Here is a 19461-nt window from a genome sequence, read left to right on the forward strand (position 1 = left end):
GCATGCTCGCCGGGAGATGTCAGGAGAGATGCGGCATGACGCGGCAGGCAGAGATCGCCGGGAACGAGCTTCAGACGGGCAGCAAGGCCGTCGGGATGCTGCCGTTCATCCCCGTGCGGGTATGCGCAAAGCGTGCGCTGCCGGGCGAAAGGGCCAATCCGACATCGGAAATTCGCAAATGCCTTTGCAATTTCAAATGTATGGAGGCTCGAAATGCCTGATGGTGGTGCAGTTTACGGGGGGTCACGCTCGATCCTGACCTTCGGTCGGCGCGCGCTGGAGATCGCCGTGATCGAGGATTACGCGGATTTCCGGGCGCTGAAACGCGGCTGGCAGGCGCTCGAGGCAGCCGATCCGCATCATACCGTCTTTCTCGGCTGGTCCTGGCTCGATCGCGTTTTCCGCGACAATCCCGGCGCATGGCGCGTGCTGATCGTGCGCGATCCGGCCCGCGGCTCCGACCCGGTCTGCATCCTGCCGCTGCGGGTCAAGACGCATTGGAGCGCGCGGCGCGGCGAATTCCGCACGATCTTGGGGCCGGCGGGGCGGCTGATCTGGTCGGAATATGTGGGATGGCTCTGCCACCCCGATTACGATTCCGACGCGATCCGCATGACCGGCGCGGCGATCAAGCAGATGCCCTGGGTGCAGTTCGAGATGCGCTACGAGGCGACCGACAGCCGTCTGCGCAGTTTCGCCGCGGCCTTCAAGGAAGATGCGGCCTTCAAGGTCGAGTTCCCGGAATACCGGATCAACCAAGGCAGCGTCGACAACCTCGCCTGTCCGCGGGTCGATCTGCCGGACAATTTCGAGGCCTTCCGGGACGGGATCGCCTCGAAGAACACGCGCCAGAAGCTGCGGCGCATGTGGAAGCGCCACTTCCGGAACGGCGATTGGCGGGTGACCTTCTCCGATGCGGAGACCGTCCGGCGCGACGTCGATATCCTCGTCGGTCACTGGCTGGAGAAATGGACACCGGTGAAGGGCGAGGAACAGGCCCGACGCGTCGCGCGCAACTACCGTGCCATCCTGACCAACGCCTTCAAGACCGATTGCCTGTGTCTCGCGGTGCTCTGGGAAGGCGACACGCCGCTGGCGGCGCTGGGCCACGTGGTCGATCACGACATGGACCGGGTGCATTTCATCGTCGCGGGCCGCAACGAGGATGCCGCCGACAAGCCCGTCGGGCTGCTGCTGCACGCCCGGTCGATCGCCTGGGCCATCGAGCACGGCTTCAGCGAATACGATTTCTGTCACGGCGACGAGGCCTACAAGTTCCATTTCGGCGCAGAGGTCACTCGGGTCGGAAACCTGCGGATTTCGCGGCGCAGCCGGGGAGCGCGGGGCTATTTCGATCCCGCCTGCCGCCCGGAAGCGGAGGAGCAGGCCGCGCGCCTTCTGCGCAAGGGCCGCGATGACGAGGCGCAGGCGGCGCGGCTTTTTCTGGACGCGACCGGCGCCTAGCGGGCGGCCATCAGGCGCGCCATGTCGATCATGCGCGCCGAGAAGCCCCATTCATTGTCGTACCAGCCGAAGATGCGCAGGTGATCCGGCGCGCTGGCCTGCGTCTCGGGCAGCGCGATGACGAGGCTTTCGGGCCGGGCGCGCATATCCATCGACACGCAGGGATCGCGGGTGGCGCCGATCACGGCCGAGCGCGCGGCGATCTGCGACAAGAGCGCATCCGCGCCCTCGGGCGGGGCTTTTTCCAGTTGCACGACCAGATCGACCGCGGAGACGCTGATCGTCGGCACCCGCACCGCCGCACCGGTGATGCGGCCCGCGAGGCCGGGCAGGACATGGTCGATCAGGGTCGCGGCGCTGGTCGTCGTCGGCACCATCGAGACCGCCGCGGCGCGGGATCGTTCGAACGGGCCGCGCGGCTTGTCCACGGTGGGCTGGCTGCCCGTGTAGCAATGCACCGTCGTCATGTGTCCGTGCCGGATGCCGACCGCTTGATCAAGCGCCTTCAGGAGCGGCGCCAGCGCGTTGGTGGTGCAAGACGCGTTCGAGACGATCCGCGCATCGCCCATCGTCTCCTCGTTGGCGCCAAGAACGATGGTCCGCTCGGCTTCGAGGCAGGGGCCCGAGATGAGCACGTTTGTCGCCCCCGCCGCGAGACCGCGCGCGGCTTCTTCGCGGGTCGAGACGATGCCCGTGCATTCCAGAAGCACGTCGATATCGGCAAGATCGAGCGTGGCGAGGTCGGATTTCCGCGTGAAGGGGATCGACGCGCCGTCGATCACCAGCGCGTCGTCGGTGGCGGAGATGTCGCCGGGAAAGGGGCCGTAGACGCTGTCATACTTGAAGAGATACGCGCAATCGGCCCGCGGCGCGATATCGTTCAGAAGCGCCACGTCGATGTCGGCGTGATCTGCGATGGTCAGACATTGGCGCAGCACCGTGCGCCCGATCCGTCCGAACCCATTGACGGCAACGCGCATTCCGGCCTCCCGCGACGTGATTGGCACAGGGATGCGCGGTGCCCGGGCCGCTCGCAAGCGGAATATTGTACCGATCAGTGGGTCGTTTCACGCGTGGTCCGCGTCAGTCGCTCACAGCCCGCGGCCGCGAATAGCCGGAGGTGACGGCGCGCCGACTTTGCCGACGCGGCCTTTGTCAGGCGACGTTTTCCAACCGCGTCTCGGGCGTCACGCCGAGGGCGAAGCAGACGTCGCGGGTCAGTTCGGGCCGGTTCAGCGTGTAAAAATGCAGCTTGTCCACGCCGCCATCGATCAGGTCCGAGCAAAGCTCGGCGCAAAGCGCGGTGGCCAGCAGGTCCTCGCGGCTGTCTCGGGTCGCGGTCTCGAAGGCGTCGATCACCCATTGCGGGATCTTCGTGCCGCACTTCTCGGCGAAGCGGCGTGCGCCCTTCCAGTTCTCGATCGGGAAGATGCCGGGCACGATGGGCTTGTCGATGCCCGCCTTCTCGCAGGCATCGCGGAAGCGGAAGAAGGTCTCGGCCTCGAAGAAGAACTGGGTCAGTGCTTCGTCGGCACCCGCATCGAACTTGCGCTTGAGGTATTCGACATCCGCCGTTTCGGTCGGCGCCTCGGGATGGGTGTCGGGATAGGCGCCCACGCGGATGGTGAAATCGCCGGTCTCCTTCAGCGCCGAGATCAACTCGCAGCTGTCGCGGAAGCCGCCCTCGGTCGGCACGAAGCGGTCCTGCCCCTTGGGCGGATCGCCCCGCAGCGCGACGATATCGGTCACACCGACCTCGGCGAAGCCCCGCGCGATGCCCAGCGTCTCTTCGCGCGTGGCGTTCACGCAGGTCAGGTGCGCGGCGGTGCGCAGGCCGGAATGCTTGTGGATGGTGCCCACGGCTTCGCGGGTCAATTCGCGGGTGGTGCCGCCCGCGCCGTAGGTGACCGAGACGAAGCGCGGACCGAGCGGCGCAAGCGTCTGCACCGTGTCCCAGAGCCGGAACGAAGCCTCCAGCGATTGCGGGGGGAAAAATTCGAACGAAACGTCGGGGCGGAGGGTCATCTGTGCGGATCCTTCTTGGCGATGAAGATCTTGTCGCATGTCACGGACTGTGAAACAAACTCATAATACTCAAGAACAACATGAACGAGACTGCGAATGCACATCGAATTCCGTCATCTACGGACGATCAAGGCGATCCATGATGCGGGCGGCGTGGCCCGGGCGGCGGATCAGCTCAACATCACGCAGAGCGCTTTGTCGCATCAGATCAAGGGGCTTGAGGATCAGGCGGGCGTGGAGCTGTTCGTGCGCCGCTCGAAACCCATGAAACTGTCGCCCGCGGGTCTGCGGCTCTTGCGGCTGGCGGAGCAGATCCTGCCGCAGGTCGAGGCCTTGACGGCGGAATTCGAAGGGCTGCGCAGCGGCGTGACCGGGCGCATGCATATCGCCATCGAATGCCATGCCTGTTTCGAATGGCTCTTCCCGGTGCTCGAGGCCTTCCGCAAGACCTGGCCCGACGTCGACGTGGATATCCGGCCCGGGCTTGCCTTCGATGCGCTGCCGGCGCTTCTGAAGGAGGAGGTGGACCTCGTCGTCTCCTCGGATCCGGAGGATCTGCCGGGCGTCACCTTCACCGAATTGTTCGATTACAGCCCGGTCTTCGTTGCCTCCGCGGCGCATCCGCTGGCGCAGAAACCCTTTGTCATCGCCGAGGATTTCCGCACCGAGACGCTGATCTCATACCCGGTGGAGCGGTCGCGGCTCGACGTGTTCAGCCAGCTTCTGACGCCCGCCAAGGTGGAGCCCGCGGCGATCCGGCAGGTGGAACTGACGGCGATGATCCTGATGCTCGTGGCCTCCAATCGCGGGGTGGCGGTGCTGCCGGACTGGGTGGTGCGGGAAGTGAAATACAGCTCCGACTACATCACGCGGCCGCTGACGGAGACCGGGATCACCCGGCGGCTTTACGCCGCGACCCGCATCGCCGACGAGGACAAGGGATTCGTCCGGGACCTCATCGCGCTGGCGCGCGTTGAGGCAACGAAGCTGCAGGCGGCGTGAGGCGCGGCCTGCCGCCGACCCGGAGTAAAGGAGCCCGCCCCCATGAAGATCTACGGCATCAAGACCTGTGACACCTGTCGCAAGGCGCGCAAGGCGCTGCCCGATGCGGAATTTGTCGATATCCGCGAGGACGCGTTGCCCGGCGCGGTCCTGACCGCGGCGCTGGAGCGGTTCGGCGACCGTGTTCTGAACACCCGTTCGACCACCTGGCGCGACCTGCCCGAGAGCGAGCGGAAGAAGGAGCCGGTCTGGCTGATCGGCGCCTATCCCACGCTGATGAAGCGACCGCTGATCGAGGCGGGCGACGAGATGTATCTGGGCTTCGATGCGCAGACGCGCGCGGCGCTGGGCGTCTGATCACTGCGCCGGAACGACGGCGTCGCGCCGCTGCGCGGCGCCCCCGGCCAGGACCCCGTCGACCGACAGGGCACCCGCCCCCTTCACCGCGATCACCCCGAGCAGCAGCATCCAGAAAGCACGCTGATCGAGGATGACGCCGTCGGGGACGCGGTCGAACCAGGCGCCCAGCGTCTCGGCATGGGCGATGCCGCCATGGCCGAAGAGATCCGTCAGGCTTTGCACGACGATGAAGCCCATCATGCCGAGCGCTGCGGGGCGCGCGAGAAGCCCCAGCACCAGAAGCGCCGGCAGCACGAACTCCGCATAGGTGCCGGCCATGACCACGGCCCAGTGATAGATACCGAACTGGCTGACGTCGTAGCCCACCGCCTCGAAGGCCTTGGGGAAGATCTGCGCATAGGCGCCGGTGGACAGCGAGAACGGCCCGCCATCGAGCTTCGTCAGCGCGGATTTCCAGAAATAGACCAGCAGCGTCGCAGCGAAGACGAAGCGTGCCAGAAGCGGCAGCCATCGGTCGTTGCGGTCGGTCGGTGCGAAGAGAAGCGCGCGGAGCATCGGGATCATCCTTTGGGCTGGGGCGTGGCGAGCGCATTGTGCGACAGAAGCAGGGTCAGCGTGGCCGCGACATCGAAGCCGTCGCCAGCCGCCGCGATCGCATCGCCGAGCGTCGCGTCGGCCCGCAGGGCGTCGAGAAAGCGCTGGCCGCCGGTCGGCAGGACCACTGGCACGGGGTCGAACTCCGCGCGCAGGATGGCCACATCCTCGGCCTCCCCTGCGGGCTTGTCGGCGGTCCGGCCCATGGCGTAGCGCCAGATGCTGCAGGCGGGCCAGCGCGACGACACCGTTTCGAGCGAGGGAGCGCGGCTGAGCCGGGTCGCCATGAGCGTGGCCTCGTCCGGTTGTGCGAGGATCGCGGGGTTGAGCGGGGTGTGATCCGCGGCGTGATAGGAAAGGCGCATGGCCAGGTCGATCCGGGCGACATCGGCGAGATAAGGCAGGTGGGACAGCTGGTCCTGTTCCGCGAGGAAGGCCGGAAAGCCCGCGCCGTATTGCGACAGGATCGGGGTCCGGGGCTGTTCTTGCCGGATGAAGGCGCCGGCGACGCGCTGCATGTTGTCGGCGCCGAGAAGCGAGGCGATGGCGGGAAAGCCGGTGATGATGGCCTCCGTGAGGGTGACCGCGACGTTGTTGCGATAGACCGCGTACCTTCGGCCAGCGGGGCGCCCCTGGCCGTCGGTCAGGCCCGGCGGCACGGGCAGGCGGGCATCGAGCAGGCCCGCGCGGAATTGGGCGGCGTGGGTCATGCGGACACCTCGAGGCGGGACAGCACCTCTTCGGCCCTGCGGGCCTCCTCGGCCAGAACCGGCCAGTCGGGCACGTCGGTGTCCCATTCGATCAGCACCGGTTTCGGCCCGGTGCGCATGAGCACCGCGTCCAGAAGCGTCCAGACCGGATCGGCGACTGCGCGGCAGTGGCTGTCGATGAGCAGCGGCGCGCCGTGATCGTCGGTATCCTCGTCATGCCCGCCGAGATGGATTTCGCCCACCGCGTCGAGCGGAAAGGCGTCGATGTAATCGAGGGGCGCGAAGCCGAGATTGGTGGCCGACACGAAGACGTTGTTCACGTCGAGCAGCAGACCGCACCCGGTGCGCCGGGTCAGCGCGCGCAGGAAGTCCGGTTCGGACAGGGTGGAGGCCTCGAAGGCGAGGTAGGAGGACGGATTCTCGAGCAGCATCTGCCGGCCGAGACGATCCTGCACCTCGTCGATATGGGCCGCGACCCGGTCCAGCGTCGCCTCGGTATAGGGCAGCGGCAGCAGATCGTTGAGATAGCCGGTGTCGTGGCTCGACCAGGCGAGATGTTCGGAGAAGCTGGCGGGCTGCACCCGGTCGATCAGGCGTTTCAGCCGGGCGAGGTGATCCGCATCAAGCGGGCCTTCGCCGCCGATCGACAGGCCGACGCCATGCACCGAGATCGGGAAGCGTTCGCCGAGGGCGGAGAGCTGCGCCATGGGCCGCCCGCCCGCACCCATGTAGTTCTCGGCGTGGATTTCGACCCAGCGGACCGGGCCGGAATCGGCGGTCAGCGCGGCGAAATGGCTTGCCTTGAAGCCGACGCCCGGGGCGGCGGGCAGGGTGGAATGGCTGTGATCGAACATGATCGGCTCCGGTTGCGGCAGCTTGGGTGGGGCGGGCGGTCACCCGCCCCGTGGGCGATCAGCCGGTGGGCAGGTCGCGGTCGAGTTCTTCGAGCGAGCCCTGGCGCGGCGTGCCGTCAGCCATTTGCGGCAGCTCGATCTCGGTGCAGGTGCCCGCTTCGACGAGCGTCCAGGCATTGCCCTGGTAATCGACGGTCGAGGTGCCCGCGCAGGTCGTGCCGGGACCGGCGGCGCAGTCGTTTTCGCCCGCGAGCGAAACGCCGAAGCACTTTTCCTGGGCCTGTGCGTGCACGCCGGTGGCGGCGAAGCTGGCGGCGACGGCGCCGATCAGGGCGGCGGTCTTCATGGTGGTGGACATCGTGTCGAACCTCATTGGCTGTGTGTCACAAGGCCCGGCAGGTGGGCCGCCGGGTCCCGGTCAGCTTGGCCTGCGGCACCGGGTCGCGCCACTCACAGGGCCGTGCATCACGCCGCGCTTATCCTTCTGCGCCTGCAAAGGACGGTGGCGTGAACAGGTTTCGCATTGGTTTTATTGGAGATTTTTTCCGCCTAGGTCGCCCCGCGGGGGCGTTTCTGTAACAATTGGAAAGCCTCCCGCGCTTGAATGTTGCAGGGGGGCCCAATGAAGAAGCGCGCGCCGGAGGGATGCTCACGGCGCGCGCCAGAATTGTTACAGCTTTTCGCGAGCCTCAGTCGCGGCGGTCGGGCGGCGTGGCCTCTGCCGAAAGCGCGCCGACGATCGCATCGAGCGTCTGCACCTCGGTCTGCTTCTCGCCGAGGCGCCGGACCGTCACGGTCCGCTCCTCGACCTCGCGATGACCGATGGCGAGGATCACCGGCACCTTGCCCACGGAATGCTCGCGGACCTTGTAGTTGATCTTCTCGTTGCGGGTATCCGCCTCGGCCCGGACGCCTGCCTTTTGCAGCTTGGCGACGACCTCGTGCACATACTCGTCCGCCTCGGAGACGATGGAGGCGACGACGACCTGGCGGGGTGCGAGCCAGAAGGGCAGTTTGCCCGCATGTTCCTCGATCAGGATCCCGATGAAGCGCTCGAACGAGCCGAGAACGGCTCGGTGCAGCATGACGGGGCGGTGCTTTGCCCCGTCCGCGCCGATATAGGTCGCATCAAGCCGTTCGGGCAGAACGAAATCGACCTGATGCGTGCCGCATTGCCAATCGCGTCCGATGGCGTCGGTCAGAACAAATTCCAGCTTCGGCCCGTAGAACGCGCCTTCGCCCGAATTCAGCTCGAACTCACTACCTGCGGCAATCGTGGCGTTCTTGAGGGCGGCTTCGGCTTTGTCCCAGGTTTCGTCCGAGCCTGCCCGAACTTCTGGGCGGTCGGAAAACTTGACCCGGAAGTTTTCGAAGCCGAGGTCGCGGTAGATTTCTGATAGGAAGTCGATAAAGCGTTTGGTTTCATCTTCGATCTGGTCCTCTCTACAGAAAATATGAGCGTCATCCTGCGTAAAGCCGCGGACACGCATTATACCGTGCAAGGCGCCGGATGGTTCATATCTATTGCACGAACCGAATTCGGCCATACGCAAGGGAAGATCGCGGTAAGACTTTAATCCTTGGTTAAAGATTTGGACGTGACAGGGGCAGTTCATCGGCTTGAGCGCGTTGACCGCCTTTTCGCGCGCGTGTTCCTCGTCCACTTCGACGATGAACATGTGCTCCTGGTATTTGTCCCAGTGGCCCGAGGCTTCCCAGAGCTTGCGATCGACGACCTGCGGGGTGTTCACCTCGACATAGCCGCCTGCGCGCTGCTGGCGGCGCATGTAATCCTGCAGCGTGGTGTAGATCGACCAGCCGTTCGGGTGCCAGAAGATCTGGCCCGGGGCCTCTTCCTGCATGTGGTAGAGATCCATCTCGCGGCCGAGCTTGCGGTGGTCGCGCTTGGCGGCCTCCTCGAGCATGTGCAGATGCGCCTTGAGGTCGTCGCGGTTCTTGAAGGCCACGCCGTAGATCCGCTGGAGCATCGCGCGGCTGCTGTCGCCGCGCCAATAGGCCCCGGCCACGGACATGAGCTTGAAGGCATCGCCGGGCACCTGACCGGTGTGCTGCAGATGCGGGCCGCGGCAGAGATCCTGCCAGTCGCCGTGCCAGTACATGCGTAGCGGCTCGTCGCCCGGAATGGCGTCGATCAGTTCGACCTTGTAGGGCTCGCCATTGGCCTCGTAATGCGCCACGGCCTTCTCGCGCGGCCAGACCTCGGTGCGGACGGGCTCGCGGGCGGCGATGATCTGCTTCATGCGCTTCTCGATCTCGCCCAGATCCTCGGGCGTGAAGGGCTCGGCGCGGTCGAAATCGTAATACCAGCCGTTCTCGATGACGGGGCCGATGGTGACCTTAACGTCGGGCCAGATCTCCTGCACGGCGCGGGCCATGATATGCGCGAGGTCGTGGCGGATCAGCTCGAGCGCGGGGCCATCGTCGGCAAGCGTGTGGATCGCGATGGCGGCATCGCGGTCGATGGGCCATTGCAGGTCCCAATGCGCGCCGTCCACGCTGGCGGAAATGGCCTTCTTCTCCAGCGATTTGGAGATCGACGCGGCCACTTCGGCCGGCGTCACGCCAGCCGCGTAATCGCGTGCATTGCCATCGGGAAAGGTCAGGGAAATCTGGGCCATCGGCCAGCACTCCTCGTCGGTTTGGCGCCCACGGAACGCCCGGTTGCGGGTTATGTCGTACTGCGACTGAATGGCCCGGGGGGGAACCGGCTGTCAAGCCGGGCGTTTGATAGGGTGATTGCTGGCAAGGACGGACCATGGTCGACGTGACGGATACCGACGCGAAAGATATCTACGGCACGCTGACCGACGATGGCGGCGCGGCCACGGCCCGCGAGGCTCGCGACGGGTTGCGGCACATGCTGTCGCTGTCGATGACCAAGGTGTCGGACGGGCTGATCTCTCCGAAACTGGTGCTGGCCTGGATCATGCAATCCATCGGTGCGCCCGCCGCCCTCGTGGGCCTGCTGGTGCCGATCCGCGAGGCCGGGGCGCTGCTGCCGCAGGTCCTGCTGGCCGGTCCGGTCGAGGCGATGCGGCACCGCAAGTGGATCTGGGTCGCGGGATCGCTGGGGCAGGGCGTGTCGGCGGCGGGCATCGCGCTGGTGGCGATGACGCTGCAGGGCTGGGTCGGCGGGATCGCGATCTGCGGGCTTCTGGCGCTGCTGGCGGTGTCCCGCGCCGCCTGTTCGGTGAGTTACAAGGACATCCTCGGCAAGACCGTCAAGAAGACCCGCCGCGGCGCGGTCAAGGGCGTGGCCGGATCGGCCTCTTCCGCCGCGGTGCTGATCTTTGCGCTTCTGCTCCTGTCGGGGCTGATGCGGGATATCACGCCGCTGGCCATCGCGGTGGGCATCGCTGCCGTGCTCTGGATCGTCGCGGCGGCGATCTTCGCGCGGCTCGAGGAACAACCCTCGGAGCCGGGCGAGGGCGGCGGCCTCGATTTCTCGCCGCTGCGGGAAGACGCGCAGTTCCGCCGTTTCATCGCCGCGCGGGGCTTTCTGACCGCGACGGCGCTGGCGCCGCCCTATCTCGTGCTGCTCGATGACGGCGGCGGCGCGCTGCAGAAGTTGGGCGCGCTTCTTCTGGCCTCGGCTGCGGCGGCGTTCGTCTCTTCCTATATCTGGGGTCGGATGTCCGACCGGTCCTCGCGCAGGGTTCTGATCCTTGCGGGCCTGTCCGGGGCCGCAGCGATGATCGTGGCCGTGGTCGCGGCGCTTTTCGGCGTCACGTCGAACCTGTGGGTGACGCCGGCGATCCTGTTCGCCCTGCAGATCGCCTATCAGGGCGTGAGATCCGGGCGCTCCACCTACCTGGTGGACATGGCGCCCGAGGATCAGCGGGCTTCCTACGCGGCATTGGCAAACACCGCGATCGGCATATTGCTTCTGGCAGCAGGTGCGCTGGGTGGCGTTCTGGCGACGCTGAGCCCGGAGACGGCGCTCGCGGGCTTCGCGGTCCTGTCGATCCTGGGCGCGATCACGGCCATCGGCCTCGACGAGGTGGAAGCGCTGCAGGACTGAGGAAGGCGGCAGGGTCCCCCTCGCGCAGGTCTGGCGCCGCGCCTGCCGCTTGGGCATAGTCTGCGGGATTTTCCGGCATGCAGGCAGCGGCAATGAGCGATATCCAACGACTGGCCAGCCCCGAGGGGCGTGACCTTGCCTATTGCAGGACCGACGGGGCTGGGCCCTGCATCGTGTTCCTGTCGGGCTACAAATCCGACATGGAAGGCACCAAGGCCGTTCATCTCGAGGCCTGGGCGCGGGCTACGGGGCGGGCTTTCCTGCGGCTCGACTATTCGGGCCACGGGCAGTCGGGAGGGCGTTTCGAGGACGGCTGTATCGGGGATTGGGCCGCCGATGCCGAGGCGGTGATCCGCCACGCTGTCCCCGGTCCGGTGCTTCTGGTCGGCTCGTCCATGGGCGGCTGGATCGCGGCGCTGATGACGCAGCGGTTGCCGGAGGTCGTGGGCCTCGTGGGCATCGCCGCCGCCCCCGATTTCACCGAGGACGGTTTCTGGGCGAGTTTCAGCGCCGCCGAGCGCGCGCGCCTGATGGACGAGGGGGTGATCGAACTGCCCTCGGAATACGACGACCCCTATATCGTGACACGCCGCCTGATCGAGGATGGCCGCCGGCATCTCGTGCTGCGCGCGCCCCTGCCGATGCCCTTTCCGGTGCGGCTGATGCAGGGCACTGAGGATGCGTCGGTCCGGCGTGAGACCGCGTTGCGGCTGCTCGATCACATCGACGGGCCGGATGTGCGGCTGAGCCTCGTGAAGGGTGCCGATCACCGCTTTTCGGAGCCTGCGAACCTGCGCCAGATCGAGGCGGCCATCGAGGACGTGCTGCGGGCAAGCGCGGCATGAAATGGGCCGCGTCACTTCTGTGCGGAATGGCGGCGGTCATCGCGGTCCCCCTGTGGATGGCGCCGGATGAACCTTCGGATCTTTCGGCCACATTCGATGCCAGCCTGCTTGAGAACGGTGTCGATCCCTATCTCGACGCGCGCGAAGTGGATGTCGCCAATCTTCGGGACGCGGCGCGCAAACGCGTGGTCTGGGCGGGGCCGCCCGAGGCCCGGACCGAATGGGCGGTGGTCTATCTGCACGGTTTCTCCGCCAGTTCCGAAGAGATCCGCCCGGTTCCCGACCGGGTTGCGGCGGCGCTGGGGGCGAACCTCTATTTCGCGCGGCTGAGCGGCCATGGACGCGACGGCGCCGCCATGACCGAGCCGCGCCTGCCGGACTGGATGGCGGACGTGGCCGAGGCGCTGGCCATCGGGCGGACCATCGGCGAGCGGGTGCTGGTGATGGGCACCTCGACGGGCGGAACGCTGGCCGTGCTGGCCGCGCATGATCCGGGCCTGTCCGAAGGCGTCGCGGGCATCGCGCTGGTCTCGCCGAATTTTCGCGTCAATAGCCCGGCGGCGACGATCCTGACCTGGCCGGGCGTGCGCTATTGGGGGCCTTACGTCGCGGGCGAGACGCGGCGTTTCACGCCGCAGAACGACGGTCATGGGACGTATTGGACCACGGAATACCCGACCGTCGCCCTTCTGCCGATGGCCGAAAGCGTGAAGGCCGCGCGTGCGCTGCCCCATCGCGACATCGCATTGCCCGCGCTGTTCATCTTCGCGGATACCGATGCCGTGGTCGATGCGGGCGTCACCCGGCAGGTGGCCGCGTCCTGGGGCGGGCCGGTGGAGATCATGCGCGTCGATCCGGCCATGACCGAGCCCTCGGCGCATTTGATCGCCGGAGACATCCTGTCACCCGCGATGACCGCGCCCGTCGCGGAGCGGATCGCGGACTGGGCTTCGGGATTGCCGGAGCGCCCCGGCGCCGATTAAGCCGCGATTAACCAATCCTGCGCTACACCCGTCCGGCAATAGCTGAGGCGAGGCGGGACGGCGTGAAAGACTGGGGCGATCAAAGCGTTGATTTCACGGACACTCTGCGGGGTGTGACCGACGCGATCTGGGGCCGGGCGGAGTTCGGCCACCTCTTCGAGGCGCATCTGCATCCCGATGCGATCCTGCGGGGGCCCGACCACCTTCTGCAGGGGCGGCTCGCCATCGCCACGGCGGCCCTGCAGCCCATGGCGGCCTTTCCGGGCCGCAGGCTCTTCACCGAGGATGCGGGCTGGACCGCGATTGCGGGCGGCACGCGGGCCGGGGCGCTCAGGCTCTACAGCGAGGGCGTCCATGACGGCGCCGGGCTTTACGGTCCGGCGACCGGGCGCGCGGTGGGCTACCGCGTTCTGATGGATGTGGCCGCCAAGGGCGCGGTGATCGGCGAGATCTGGCGCCTGCGCGACACCGCGGCCATCTTCACGGCGCTCGGCCTCGACCCCGAACGCTGGGCGGCGGAGCGATTGGCCTGGGGCGACCGCGACAGCGCGCCTTTCCGTCCGGGCATCGACGAGCCGGGGGCCTACACCGCGGCGGGCAACGGCAGCGAATGGGGCCGAGCCTGGGCCGCGCTGCTGGAGCGCGCGATGGATGGCGGCTTCGACCTGTTCGACGGCCAGACCGACCCCGCCGCCGAGATCACGCTGCCGGGCGGCGTCATCCGACGAGGCGGCGCCGGGGCGCGGAACTTCTGGCTCGGCCTCCGGGCGGCCTTTCCCTCGGCGCAATTCAAGATCCGCCACCGCTTCGGGCTGGAGACGCCGCTCCTGCCGCCGCGCGCCTTCCTGCGCTGGTCGCTCGACGGACGCCATGACGGGCCGGGGCTGTTCGGCGCACCGACCGGCGCCGAGGTGCACGTGATGGGGATGAGCCAGGCGGAGTTCGGCCCGGGCGGGTTGCGCCGCGAATGGACCCTGATCGACCCCGGTGCGATCTGGATGCAGATCAAGGCGCAGACCGGCTGAGGCAACACCCAGAGGCCGACCGCGCGGCGCGTTCGAGGCTTGGCCGCGCCGGGGCCTGCAAGACCGACCGAGCGGCGCTTGAGCCCGCGCGTTTTGCCCGCCATCTCGGCCCTTGCCCCGACCCGATGCACCCCGCTCGGGCCGGACCGGTGACTCCGCGCAGGCAGGCGTTGTTTTTCTGGCAATGGCACAATGAATTGGCTAGACTCCGCGACAGACCCGGACAACCGGGCATTCGAGGCAGTTATTCAGGCGGTTTTCATGACCGAGATGGTGTACGGCACGGTCCGGGTGCGCGACAGCGAACCGGTATTGCCGAAATGGTGGCGGACGATCGACAAGTGGTCGCTGTCCTGCATTCTCATTCTCTTCGCGATCGGCATTCTTCTGGGCCTTGCCGCCTCGCCGCCCTTGGCCGAGCGGAACGGCTTCGAGGCCTTCCACTACGTCCAGCGGCAGGCGATCTTCGGCACCGTGGCGCTGATCGCGCTGGTGGTCACGTCGCTGATGTCGCCGGTTCTGGTGCGCAGGCTCGCGGTAGTGGCCTTCCTCGTCGCCTTCGTGGCGCTGGCCTTCCTGCCGATCTTCGGAACCGATTTCGGCAAGGGCGCGGTGCGGTGGTACTCGCTCGGCTTCGCGTCGCTGCAACCCTCGGAATTCCTCAAGCCCGCCTTCATCATCGTGGCCGCCTGGATGATGGCCGCCAGCCAGGAGATCGGCGGCCCCCCGGGGCGGCTCTGGTCCTTCTTCCTGGTGATGGCGATCGTGCTGATGCTGGCGATGCAGCCCGATTTCGGTCAGGCCTGCCTGATCCTGTTCGGCTGGGGCGTGATGTATTTCGTCGCTGGCGCGCCGATGTTCCTGCTGCTGGGCATGGCCGGGATGGTCGTGCTGGCGGGCATGTTCGCCTATAACAATTCCGAGCATTTCGCCCGCCGCATCGACGGTTACCTGAACCCCGACATCGACCCGACCACGCAGATCGGCTACGCCACCAACGCCATCCAGGAAGGCGGCTTCTTCGGGGTGGGTGTCGGTGAGGGGCAGGTGAAATGGTCGCTGCCCGACGCGCATACGGACTTCATCATCGCCGTTGCCGCCGAGGAATACGGCCTCGTCCTTGTCCTCTTCATCATCTGCCTCTATGCGAGCGTCGTCGTCCGGTCGCTGCTGCGCCTGATGAAGGAACGCGATCCCTTCATACGGCTCGCGGGCACCGGGCTCGCCTGCATGTTCGGCGTTCAGGCGATGATCAACATGGGGGTCGCGGTGCGGCTCCTGCCCGCCAAGGGCATGACCCTGCCCTTCGTGAGCTACGGCGGATCTTCGCTGATCGCGATGGGGATTTCCGTCGGCATGCTTTTGGCCTTCACGCGGACCCGCCCGCAGGGCGAGATTGGCGATATCCTGCGCGGACGGCTGCGGTAGAGATGCCGCGGCCCACGCGCCAACGGGACGAAGGAGCGCGCAGATGGCACAGCAAGACCGCCCCCTTCTCGTGATCGCGGCCGGAGGCACCGGCGGGCATATGTTCCCCGCCCAGAGCCTCGCGGAAGTGATGCTGCGCCGCGGCTGGCGGGTGAAGCTGTCGACCGATGCGCGCGGCGCGCGCTATACGGGCGGCTTTCCGCATTCGGTGGAAATCGAGCAGGTCTCAAGCGCGACCTTCGCGCGCGGCGGGCTGCTGTCGAAGGCGCTGGTGCCCTTCCGGGTGGCGGGCGGCATCCTCGGCATGGCCGTCGGCATGCTGCGCGACCGCCCCGACGTGGTGGTGGGCTTCGGCGGATATCCCTCGATCCCGGCGCTCGGGGCCGCGACGCTGCTGCGCCTGCCGCGCATGATCCACGAACAGAACGGCGTTCTGGGCCGCGTGAACCAGATCTTCGCGCGCCGCGTCGACGCGGTGGCCTGCGGCACCTGGCCGACCGCGCTGCCCGAGGGGGTCGAGGCGGTGCATACCGGAAATCCCGTCCGTCTTGCCGTGCAGGACCGGCAGGGCGCGGCCTATATCGCGCCCGGCGATTACCCGATGTCGCTGCTGGTGATCGGCGGCAGCCAGGGCGCGCGCATCCTGTCGGACGTGGTCCCGCCGGCGATCGCGGCGCTGCCGATGGAGATGCTGCGCCACCTGCGGGTCAGCCACCAGGCCCGCGAGGAGGACGGCGAGCGCGTCGCGACCTTCTATGCCGAGAACGGCATCGATGCGGATGTGCGCCCCTTTTTCCACGACATTCCGGCGCGGATGAGCGAGGCGCAACTGGTGATCTCGCGCTCCGGCGCTTCGTCGGTCGCGGATCTGTCGGTCATCGGCCGGCCCGCGATCCTGATCCCCTTCGCCGCCGCGACCGGCGACCACCAATCGGCCAATGCGCGCGCCCTGACCGAGGCGGGCGCGGCCATCCGCATGCCGGAATCGAAACTGACCGTCGAGGCCATGACGGACGCCATCCGAAGCGTGCTCGATCATCCCGAGGGCGCCTTGCAGATGTCGCAGGCGGCGCTGAGCGTCGGCAGACCCGACGCCGCCGAGGCGCTGGCCGCCATGGTCGAGACACTCGCTGACAAGGACACTTCCAGATGAATGCTGCCGCCGCCACGAAACTGCCGACCGATGTGGGCCCCATCCATTTCGTGGGGATCGGCGGCATCGGCATGTCGGGCATCGCCGAGGTTCTGCTGAACCTCGGCTACACCGTGCAAGGCTCGGACCTGAAGGCCTCGAAGATCACCGAACGGCTCGAGGGCTTGGGCGCGCGGGTCTATGTGGGCCAGAACGCCAAGAACCTCGAGAATGCGGAGGTCGTGGTGATCTCCTCGGCGATCAAACCGGGCAATCCCGAGCTTGATGCCGCGCGGCTCGCGGGACTGCCCATCGTCCGCCGCGCCGAGATGCTGGCGGAGCTGATGCGGCTCAAGTCGAACATCGCCGTGGCGGGCACCCACGGCAAGACCACCACGACGACGCTGGTGGCCGAACTTCTGGTCGCGGGCGGGATCGACCCTACGGTCATCAATGGCGGCATCATCCACGCCTACGGCTCGAACGCGCGGATGGGGCAGGGCGAGTGGATGGTGGTCGAGGCTGACGAGAGCGACGGCACCTTCAACCGCCTGCCTGCTACAATCGCCATCGTCACCAATATCGACCCCGAGCACATGGAGCATTGGGGCGATTTCGAGCGGCTGAAGCAGGGCTTCACCGATTTCGTCTCCAACATCCCCTTCTACGGTCTCGCGGTCTGCTGCACCGATCACGAAGAGGTCCAGCGCCTCGTGGGCCGGGTCACCGACCGGCGTGTCGTGACCTACGGCTTCAACACCCAGGCCGATGTGCGCGCGATCAACCTGCGCTACGAGGATGGCGTGGCGCATTTCGACATCGCGCTGCAGGCCGAGGGCCGCGTGATCGAGGATTGCGCCCTGCCGATGCCCGGCGATCACAACGTCTCGAACGCGCTCTCGGCGGTGGCGGTGGCGCGGCATCTGGGCATGAAGCCCGCCGAGATCCGCACCGCGCTGGCGGCTTTCGGCGGCGTTAACAGAAGATTTACCCGCGTGGGCGAGGTTGGAGGCGTGACCGTGATCGACGATTACGGCCATCACCCGGTGGAGATACAGGCCGTGCTGAAGGCCGCGCGCCAGGCAACCAAGGGCCGCGTGATCGCGGTGCACCAGCCGCATCGGTTCTCGCGGCTGCATGCGCTCTTCGACGATTTCTGCGGCTGCTTCAACGAGGCGGATGTCGTGGCCATCGCCGATGTCTACGCCGCGGGCGAAGACCCGATCGAGGGCGCCACGCGGGACGATCTGGTCGCGGGTCTTGTCCGGCACGGGCATCGCAGCGCGCATGCGATCGACAACGAAGACGACCTCGAGGCGCTGGTCCGGGCGGAGACGGGTCCGGGCGACATGGTCGTCTGCCTGGGCGCGGGCACGATCTCGGCCTGGGCCAACAACTTGCCCAAGCGGCTGGAGGGCTGAGCCATGGCGCCGGCATTGCTGACGGGATGCGTCTGGGTGATCGCGGCGACGATCACCGCCTGCCTGCCGATGAAGCATCAATACATCCCCGGGATCGCGCTGCTGATCGCGGCGCCGCTTCTGCTGATCTGGATCGGGTTCTCGATCGGCCCGCTCTGGGCGGTCGCGGGTCTTGCCGCCTTCCTGTCGATGTTCCGCAATCCGCTGAAGTATTTCTGGGCGCGTCTGCGCGGCCGCAAACCGGAGGTTCCGGAATGACCACGTCGCTTGTCCTTGCGCTGCTCTGGGCGCTGTCGGCCAATATCCTCGCCATGATCCCGTCGCGGGACAATCACTGGAAGCGCGCCTATGTGCTGATCGCCGTGGGCATCCCGCTTCTGGGTTATGTCACCTACGAGAACGGACCGTGGATCGGGCTTCTGGTCTTCGCGGCGGGCGCCAGCGTCCTGCGCTGGCCGATGCTTTATCTCGGGCGGTGGCTGCGGCGGTGCTTCGGCGCGGAGACCTGAGCGGGCGGTCGCGGCTGGATCGCGTATTTTTCCAAGAGGCAAGACAGGGTGCGCGGACTTGTAACCCGGGCCGGTTCGCGCGATAGGGACCGCATGATTGCAATGCCGCAACCCCGTGGAAAACTGACCGCCGGCCGCGCGCTGGCCGACCTGACCTGGCTGCGCGTGGGCGGGCCTGCGGAGTGGTTCTTCCAGCCCGCGGATATCGACGATCTGGCCGATTTCATGAAGGCGCTGCCAAAGGACATGCCGGTTTTCCCGATGGGGGTCGGATCGAACCTGATCGTGCGCGATGGCGGGCTGCGGGCGGTGGTGATCCGCATGGGCCGGGGGTTCAACGGCATCGCGGTCGAGGGCAACCGCGTGCGCGCGGGCGCCGCCGCGCTCGATGCGCATGTGGCGCGCAAGGCCGCCGAGGCCGGCATCGACCTGACCTTCCTGCGCACCATCCCCGGTGCCATTGGCGGCGCGGTACGGATGAACGCGGGCTGTTACGGCGCCTATGTCGCGGATGTCTTCGTCGAGGCGAAAGCCGTCACGCGCGCGGGCGATATCGTGACGCTGACCGCGAAGGATCTGAATTTCCGCTATCGCCAGACCGATCTGCTCGCGGGCATGGTGATCGTCGAGGCGGTGTTCGAGGGGCCGCGCGGCGCGCCCGAGGCGCTGACGCAGCGCATGGAGGCGCAGCTTGCCAAGCGCGACGCGACGCAGCCCACGAAGGACCGCACGGCGGGCTCGACCTTTCGCAATCCGGCCGGGCATTCCTCCACCGGGCGGGCGGATGACGTGCATGACCTCAAGGCCTGGAAGGTCATCGACGAGGCGGGCATGCGCGGCGCGCGGCGCGGGGCGGCGCAGATGAGCGAGATGCATTCCAACTTCCTCGTCAATACCGGCGGCGCCACGGCGGCCGACCTCGAAGGATTGGGCGAGGATGTCCGAAAAAAGGTTTTCCAAACCAGTGGAATAGAGCTAGAATGGGAAATCATGCGCGTCGGAGATCCGGCGCCTGAGACAGAGGGCGAAAAGCCCCGCTGAACAGGTCCGCGCCGCAGGCAGGCGGC

The 19461-nt window shown here is 67.2% G+C and carries 21 protein-coding genes; 14 read left to right on the forward strand and 7 right to left on the reverse strand.

Annotated features, from left to right (window positions below):
- Positions 1 to 35: 35 nt before the first annotated feature.
- Positions 36 to 221 (forward strand): hypothetical protein, encoded by a 186-nt coding sequence (locus BW990_RS05175; protein WP_076445688.1) that lies wholly within the window; start codon positions 36 to 38, stop codon positions 219 to 221.
- Positions 214 to 1464: a GNAT family N-acetyltransferase gene (locus BW990_RS05180; RefSeq protein ID WP_076445690.1), complete on the forward strand. Its 1251-nt coding sequence runs from the start codon at positions 214 to 216 to the stop codon at positions 1462 to 1464. The genes BW990_RS05175 and BW990_RS05180 overlap by 8 nt, the downstream gene beginning before the upstream one ends.
- Here the strand turns inward: BW990_RS05180 and BW990_RS05185 are convergent.
- Together BW990_RS05185 and metF are read right to left on the reverse strand one after the other, a co-directional pair.
- Positions 1461 to 2444 carry a type I glyceraldehyde-3-phosphate dehydrogenase gene (locus BW990_RS05185; protein WP_076445692.1) on the reverse strand — a complete coding sequence of 328 codons (984 nt, stop codon included), beginning with the start codon at positions 2442 to 2444 and terminating at the stop codon, positions 1461 to 1463. The genes BW990_RS05180 and BW990_RS05185 overlap by 4 nt on opposite strands.
- Positions 2445 to 2619: 175 nt before the next feature.
- Complete coding sequence (metF, locus tag BW990_RS05190; RefSeq protein ID WP_076445693.1) at positions 2620 to 3489, reverse strand: methylenetetrahydrofolate reductase [NAD(P)H]; 870 nt, start codon at positions 3487 to 3489, stop codon at positions 2620 to 2622.
- A 96-nt stretch (positions 3490 to 3585) separates the two neighbouring features.
- On the opposite strand from metF, the gene BW990_RS05195 reads away from it, so the two are divergent.
- Together BW990_RS05195 and BW990_RS05200 are read left to right on the forward strand one after the other, a co-directional pair.
- The gene (locus tag BW990_RS05195; protein WP_076445695.1) at positions 3586 to 4491 is read left to right on the forward strand and encodes a LysR family transcriptional regulator; all 906 of its coding nucleotides are present in this window, start codon (positions 3586 to 3588) and stop codon (positions 4489 to 4491) included.
- A 42-nt stretch (positions 4492 to 4533) separates the two neighbouring features.
- Positions 4534 to 4848, forward strand: a complete 315-nt coding sequence (locus tag BW990_RS05200; protein ID WP_076445696.1) for an ArsC/Spx/MgsR family protein — start codon at positions 4534 to 4536, stop codon at positions 4846 to 4848.
- On the opposite strand, the gene BW990_RS05205 is transcribed toward BW990_RS05200, so the two are convergent.
- The 5 genes from BW990_RS05205 to thrS form a co-directional block, all read right to left on the reverse strand.
- Complete coding sequence (locus BW990_RS05205) at positions 4849 to 5415, reverse strand: DoxX family membrane protein (protein WP_076445698.1); 567 nt, start codon at positions 5413 to 5415, stop codon at positions 4849 to 4851.
- A complete protein-coding gene (locus BW990_RS05210; protein ID WP_076445700.1) occupies positions 5412 to 6155 on the reverse strand; it encodes an HvfC/BufC N-terminal domain-containing protein in 744 nt (247 codons plus the stop codon). The genes BW990_RS05205 and BW990_RS05210 overlap by 4 nt, the downstream gene beginning before the upstream one ends.
- Positions 6152 to 7009: an MNIO family bufferin maturase gene (gene bufB, locus BW990_RS05215; RefSeq protein WP_076445702.1), complete on the reverse strand. Its 858-nt coding sequence runs from the start codon at positions 7007 to 7009 to the stop codon at positions 6152 to 6154. The genes BW990_RS05210 and bufB overlap by 4 nt, the downstream gene beginning before the upstream one ends.
- A 58-nt stretch (positions 7010 to 7067) precedes the next feature.
- Positions 7068 to 7367, reverse strand: a complete 300-nt coding sequence (locus BW990_RS05220; protein ID WP_076445704.1) for a BufA1 family periplasmic bufferin-type metallophore — start codon at positions 7365 to 7367, stop codon at positions 7068 to 7070.
- A 331-nt stretch (positions 7368 to 7698) separates the two neighbouring features.
- On the reverse strand, positions 7699 to 9648 hold the full coding sequence (thrS, locus tag BW990_RS05225) for a threonine--tRNA ligase (RefSeq protein WP_076445706.1): 1950 nt from the start codon (positions 9646 to 9648) through the stop codon (positions 7699 to 7701).
- Between the two features lie 137 nt (positions 9649 to 9785).
- Here thrS and BW990_RS05230 point away from each other — a divergent pair, with 137 nt between their 5' ends.
- The 10 genes from BW990_RS05230 to murB all read left to right on the forward strand — a co-directional run bounded on the left by BW990_RS05230 (position 9786) and on the right by murB (position 19435).
- Positions 9786 to 11051 (forward strand): MFS transporter, encoded by a 1266-nt coding sequence (locus tag BW990_RS05230; protein ID WP_076445708.1) that lies wholly within the window; start codon positions 9786 to 9788, stop codon positions 11049 to 11051.
- A gap of 92 nt (positions 11052 to 11143) precedes the next feature.
- A complete protein-coding gene (locus tag BW990_RS05235; RefSeq protein ID WP_076445710.1) occupies positions 11144 to 11896 on the forward strand; it encodes an alpha/beta hydrolase in 753 nt (250 codons plus the stop codon).
- Between the two features lie 26 nt (positions 11897 to 11922).
- Positions 11923 to 12879 carry an alpha/beta hydrolase gene (locus BW990_RS05240; RefSeq protein WP_234990165.1) on the forward strand — a complete coding sequence of 319 codons (957 nt, stop codon included), beginning with the start codon at positions 11923 to 11925 and terminating at the stop codon, positions 12877 to 12879.
- 113 nt (positions 12880 to 12992) lie between these two features.
- Entirely contained in the window at positions 12993 to 13904 is a 912-nt protein-coding gene (locus BW990_RS05245; RefSeq protein ID WP_234990166.1) for an ester cyclase, read from the forward strand.
- A 261-nt stretch (positions 13905 to 14165) separates the two neighbouring features.
- Complete coding sequence (gene ftsW / locus BW990_RS05250) at positions 14166 to 15332, forward strand: putative lipid II flippase FtsW (protein WP_076445716.1); 1167 nt, start codon at positions 14166 to 14168, stop codon at positions 15330 to 15332.
- 43 nt (positions 15333 to 15375) lie between these two features.
- Complete coding sequence (locus tag BW990_RS05255; RefSeq protein WP_076445718.1) at positions 15376 to 16485, forward strand: UDP-N-acetylglucosamine--N-acetylmuramyl-(pentapeptide) pyrophosphoryl-undecaprenol N-acetylglucosamine transferase; 1110 nt, start codon at positions 15376 to 15378, stop codon at positions 16483 to 16485.
- Positions 16482 to 17885 carry a UDP-N-acetylmuramate--L-alanine ligase gene (murC, locus tag BW990_RS05260; RefSeq protein WP_076445720.1) on the forward strand — a complete coding sequence of 468 codons (1404 nt, stop codon included), beginning with the start codon at positions 16482 to 16484 and terminating at the stop codon, positions 17883 to 17885. Before BW990_RS05255 ends, murC begins: the two co-directional genes overlap by 4 nt.
- Positions 17886 to 17888: 3 nt before the next feature.
- Positions 17889 to 18143, forward strand: a complete 255-nt coding sequence (locus BW990_RS05265) for a DUF2484 family protein (protein ID WP_076445722.1) — start codon at positions 17889 to 17891, stop codon at positions 18141 to 18143.
- A complete protein-coding gene (locus tag BW990_RS05270) occupies positions 18140 to 18394 on the forward strand; it encodes a DUF2484 family protein (protein ID WP_076445724.1) in 255 nt (84 codons plus the stop codon). The genes BW990_RS05265 and BW990_RS05270 overlap by 4 nt, the downstream gene beginning before the upstream one ends.
- A gap of 93 nt (positions 18395 to 18487) precedes the next feature.
- Entirely contained in the window at positions 18488 to 19435 is a 948-nt protein-coding gene (murB, locus tag BW990_RS05275) for a UDP-N-acetylmuramate dehydrogenase (protein WP_076445726.1), read from the forward strand.
- The last annotated feature ends 26 nt before the right edge of the window (positions 19436 to 19461 follow it).

It is taken from the genome of Roseivivax lentus, assembly GCF_900156805.1.
GTDB classification, from domain to species: Bacteria; Pseudomonadota; Alphaproteobacteria; order Rhodobacterales; family Rhodobacteraceae; genus Roseivivax; species Roseivivax lentus.

Bases quoted from the DNA above. Each gene is read 5' to 3' on its own strand.
- BW990_RS05270 (WP_076445724.1), top strand. From the start codon at position 18,140: ATGACCACGTCGCTTGTCCTTGCGCTGCTCTGGGCGCTGTCGGCCAAT.
- ftsW (WP_076445716.1), top strand. From the start codon at position 14,166: ATGACCGAGATGGTGTACGGCACGGTCCGGGTGCGCGACAGCGAACCG.
- BW990_RS05210 (WP_076445700.1), bottom strand. From the start codon at position 6,155: ATGACCCACGCCGCCCAATTCCGCGCGGGCCTGCTCGATGCCCGCCTG.
- thrS (WP_076445706.1), bottom strand. From the start codon at position 9,648: ATGGCCCAGATTTCCCTGACCTTTCCCGATGGCAATGCACGCGATTAC.
- BW990_RS05240 (WP_234990165.1), top strand. From the start codon at position 11,923: ATGGCGGCGGTCATCGCGGTCCCCCTGTGGATGGCGCCGGATGAACCT.
- BW990_RS05265 (WP_076445722.1), top strand. From the start codon at position 17,889: ATGGCGCCGGCATTGCTGACGGGATGCGTCTGGGTGATCGCGGCGACG.
- murC (WP_076445720.1), top strand. From the start codon at position 16,482: ATGAATGCTGCCGCCGCCACGAAACTGCCGACCGATGTGGGCCCCATC.
- BW990_RS05205 (WP_076445698.1), bottom strand. From the start codon at position 5,415: ATGATCCCGATGCTCCGCGCGCTTCTCTTCGCACCGACCGACCGCAAC.
- BW990_RS05185 (WP_076445692.1), bottom strand. From the start codon at position 2,444: ATGCGCGTTGCCGTCAATGGGTTCGGACGGATCGGGCGCACGGTGCTG.
- BW990_RS05230 (WP_076445708.1), top strand. From the start codon at position 9,786: ATGGTCGACGTGACGGATACCGACGCGAAAGATATCTACGGCACGCTG.
- BW990_RS05180 (WP_076445690.1), top strand. From the start codon at position 214: ATGCCTGATGGTGGTGCAGTTTACGGGGGGTCACGCTCGATCCTGACC.
- BW990_RS05235 (WP_076445710.1), top strand. From the start codon at position 11,144: ATGAGCGATATCCAACGACTGGCCAGCCCCGAGGGGCGTGACCTTGCC.
- BW990_RS05200 (WP_076445696.1), top strand. From the start codon at position 4,534: ATGAAGATCTACGGCATCAAGACCTGTGACACCTGTCGCAAGGCGCGC.
- BW990_RS05195 (WP_076445695.1), top strand. From the start codon at position 3,586: ATGCACATCGAATTCCGTCATCTACGGACGATCAAGGCGATCCATGAT.
- BW990_RS05175 (WP_076445688.1), top strand. From the start codon at position 36: ATGACGCGGCAGGCAGAGATCGCCGGGAACGAGCTTCAGACGGGCAGC.
- murB (WP_076445726.1), top strand. From the start codon at position 18,488: ATGATTGCAATGCCGCAACCCCGTGGAAAACTGACCGCCGGCCGCGCG.
- BW990_RS05255 (WP_076445718.1), top strand. From the start codon at position 15,376: ATGGCACAGCAAGACCGCCCCCTTCTCGTGATCGCGGCCGGAGGCACC.
- bufB (WP_076445702.1), bottom strand. From the start codon at position 7,009: ATGTTCGATCACAGCCATTCCACCCTGCCCGCCGCCCCGGGCGTCGGC.
- metF (WP_076445693.1), bottom strand. From the start codon at position 3,489: ATGACCCTCCGCCCCGACGTTTCGTTCGAATTTTTCCCCCCGCAATCG.
- BW990_RS05220 (WP_076445704.1), bottom strand. From the start codon at position 7,367: ATGTCCACCACCATGAAGACCGCCGCCCTGATCGGCGCCGTCGCCGCC.